Here is a 2,631-nt window from a genome sequence, read left to right on the forward strand (position 1 = left end):
GCGCGAGCGAAAGCGTGAGCCGCCGCACAGGCCCTGTGCAGGCAGCCGCCGTCAGAGCCCGGCAAGCGCCTCGGCCAGCCGCGCCGCCGCGCGCACCCCGTCGACCACGCGCACCGGCATGCCCTCCTGCAGCGCCGCGTGATGGGTGCACATGCCGGCGCAGCCCAGCACCACCGCCTCCGCGCCCGCTGCGCCCAGCTCGGCGAGCCCCTTCCGAAGGTCGGCCAGGACCTGCGGCGCGCCCTCCTCCACCGCGAGCACGCCGTAGCCGCTCGGCCGCACCTCGGTGCAGGCCCCGGCAAAGCCCTGCGCCGCGATGTTGCCCGCGATCACCGGCACCGAGACCGCGAGCGTGGTGAGCACCGCGAAGCGCGCCCCGAGCAGCGTCGCCGCGTGGTAGCCCGCCTGTCCGATGCCAATCACCGGGCAACGCGCCACGGCCCGCGCCTCAGCCAGTCCGGTGTCGTCGAAGCAGCCGATGACGATGGCCCGCGCTCCCGCCGCCTGTGCCGCCGGCAGCAGCGCCAGCAGCCCCGGCACCGCCGCCTCGCCATCCTCGGCGCCCTGGATCGCCACCGGACCCTCCGCGTTGGTCCAGCCCTCGATCACCACCCCGGGCAGCGCCTCGCGCGCCGCGGCCACGATGCTTTCGGTCATGTGGGCTGAGGAATTCGGGTTGATGAATAGGATCACCTCAGACGCCCTTGCCCGCGTCCGACCCGAGCCGCGCCCGCCGCTTGCCCATCCCCCAGACGGTGACGATGAAGGCCCCGATGATGAGGAAGGAGAACAGCGTCGTCAGCGTGCCCAGCGCGTAGATCACCGGCGTGGTGACGTTGGTGGTCATGCCGAAGATCTCGAGCGGCAGGGTGTTGTAGCTGCCCGATGTGAGCAGGGTCCGGGCGAACTCGTCGTAGCTCAGCGTGAAGCCGAAGAGCGCCACCCCGATCAGCGAGGGCGCGATGATCGGCAGCACCACGAAGCGGATGGTCTGCCACGCGCTGGCGCCCTGGTCGCGGGCGGCCTCCTCGTAGGAGCGGTCGAAACGGTTGAAGACCGCGAACATGATGAGCAGGCCGAAGGGCAGCGTCCAGGTCAGCTGCGAGCCGAAGCCCGAGGTCGCCCAGTGCACCCGCAGACCGAACTGGTTGAAGATCAGCCCCACGCCCAGCGAGATCAGGATCGAGGGAATGACCAGCGACGCGATGATCAGGTAGAAAAGCGCCCCCGACCCGGCAAAGCGCTTGCGGAAGGCGAGCCCGCCCATCACCGAGACCACGACGGTGGTGACCATGACCATCAGCCCCAGCGCGAGGCTGCGGCGGAAAGCGCCCCAGATGTCGCCCACCGCCTGCTCTTCGAAGAGATCGCGGAACCAGTGCAGCGAGACGCCGTTCATCGGGAAGGTCAGACCGCCCTGCGGCCCCTGGAAGCTCAGCACGCCGATGGTCAGCGTCGGGCCGTAGAGGAACAGGATGAAGAGCGCGAAGAAGGCGGTCAGCACGTAGAAGGAGCGGGAACGCTTTTCCATGTCAGCTCTCCTTGCGGGCACGCGCGGCGCGGGTTGCGATGAGGGGCATGGCTCAGAGCTCCTTCCGGATGTCGACGAAGCGCAGCAGGATGCCGATCACGATCAGCACCGTGCAGAGCAGCACAACGGCGGTGGCGGCGGCAGAGGGGTATTGCAGCAGCGAGATGTCGTTCGAGATCAGCCGCCCGACATTGGCCTTCTGCGAACCGCTCATGAAGCGCACGGTGATGAAATCGCCCATGACCAGCGTCAGCACGAAGATGGTGCCGATCATGATCCCGGGCTTGGTCAGGGGCACGATCACATGCATCAGCGTCTGCCAGCCGCTCGCGCCGTTGTCGTAGGCCGCCTCGATCAGCGAGCGGTCGATGCGCATCATGGTGTTGAAGATCGGCACCACCATGAACAGCGTGTAGAGATGCACGAAGGCAAGGATCACCGAGAAATCGGAATAGAGCAGCCACTCCAGCGGCGCGTCGATCAGCCCGAGGTCGATCAGCGTGCTGTTGGCGATGCCGTTGCGCCCGAGGAACGGGATCCACGAGATCATCCGGATGATGTTCGATGTCCAGAACGGGATGGTGCACAGCAGGAACAGCGCAATCTGCACCGTCTGCGAGCGGATGTGGAAGGCCAGGTAATAGGCCACAGTGAAGCCGATCAGCAGGGTCAGCGCCCATGTGATCGCGGCATATTTGAAGGTGGCGAGGAACACCCGGTAGGTCACATCCGAGCCGAACAGGAACGCATAGTTCTCCATCGAGAACGCCGGGATGATCGAGAATTCGGTGGCCTGCCAGAAGCTCACTGTCACGATGGTCGCGATCGGCAGGATCAGGAACCCCGCGAGGATCAGCGATAGCGGCGCGGCCTGCAGCCAGCCCGTCACATGGCGGTTCTTCAGCATTTCGGATCAGCCCCTCGGCACATGGTCCCTGTCTTCATCTTGCCCCTGAACTCTCGGGGGGTCCGGGGGGCGGAAGCCCCCCGGCCGGTCGCCGGCGTCAGCCGGCGAAACCGCTCGTCACGCTCAGGACGCGATGAACTCGTTCCACTTGCGGACCATGTACTGGTTCTCGTCCATGACGGCGTTCCAGCAG

General features: G+C 66.8%; 3 protein-coding genes. All 3 read right to left on the reverse strand.

The features are described from left to right. Positions 1-51: 51 nt before the first annotated feature. The 3 genes from HC022_RS23650 to HC022_RS23660 are packed head-to-tail and all read right to left on the reverse strand — an operon-like array spanning position 52 to position 2,438. Positions 52-693 carry an aspartate/glutamate racemase family protein gene (locus HC022_RS23650; RefSeq protein WP_167454036.1) on the reverse strand — a complete coding sequence of 214 codons (642 nt, stop codon included), beginning with the start codon at positions 691-693 and terminating at the stop codon, positions 52-54. Between the two features lies 1 nt (position 694). After that, the gene (locus HC022_RS23655; RefSeq protein WP_167454037.1) at positions 695-1,531 is read right to left on the reverse strand and encodes an ABC transporter permease; all 837 of its coding nucleotides are present in this window, start codon (positions 1,529-1,531) and stop codon (positions 695-697) included. Positions 1,532-1,583: 52 nt separating this feature from the next. Further along, positions 1,584-2,438 carry an ABC transporter permease gene (locus HC022_RS23660; protein WP_008885447.1) on the reverse strand — a complete coding sequence of 285 codons (855 nt, stop codon included), beginning with the start codon at positions 2,436-2,438 and terminating at the stop codon, positions 1,584-1,586. Positions 2,439-2,631: the final 193 nt, after the last annotated feature.

The organism is Salipiger sp. HF18 (genome assembly GCF_011806505.1).
GTDB classification, from domain to species: Bacteria; Pseudomonadota; Alphaproteobacteria; order Rhodobacterales; family Rhodobacteraceae; genus Salipiger; species Salipiger thiooxidans.

What these genes read in the sequence shown, in the direction of transcription:
- HC022_RS23660 (WP_008885447.1), bottom strand. Translation starts at nt 2,438, where the DNA reads ATGCTGAAGAACCGCCATGTGACGGGCTGGCTGCAGGCCGCGCCGCTA.
- HC022_RS23655 (WP_167454037.1), bottom strand. Translation starts at nt 1,531, where the DNA reads ATGGAAAAGCGTTCCCGCTCCTTCTACGTGCTGACCGCCTTCTTCGCG.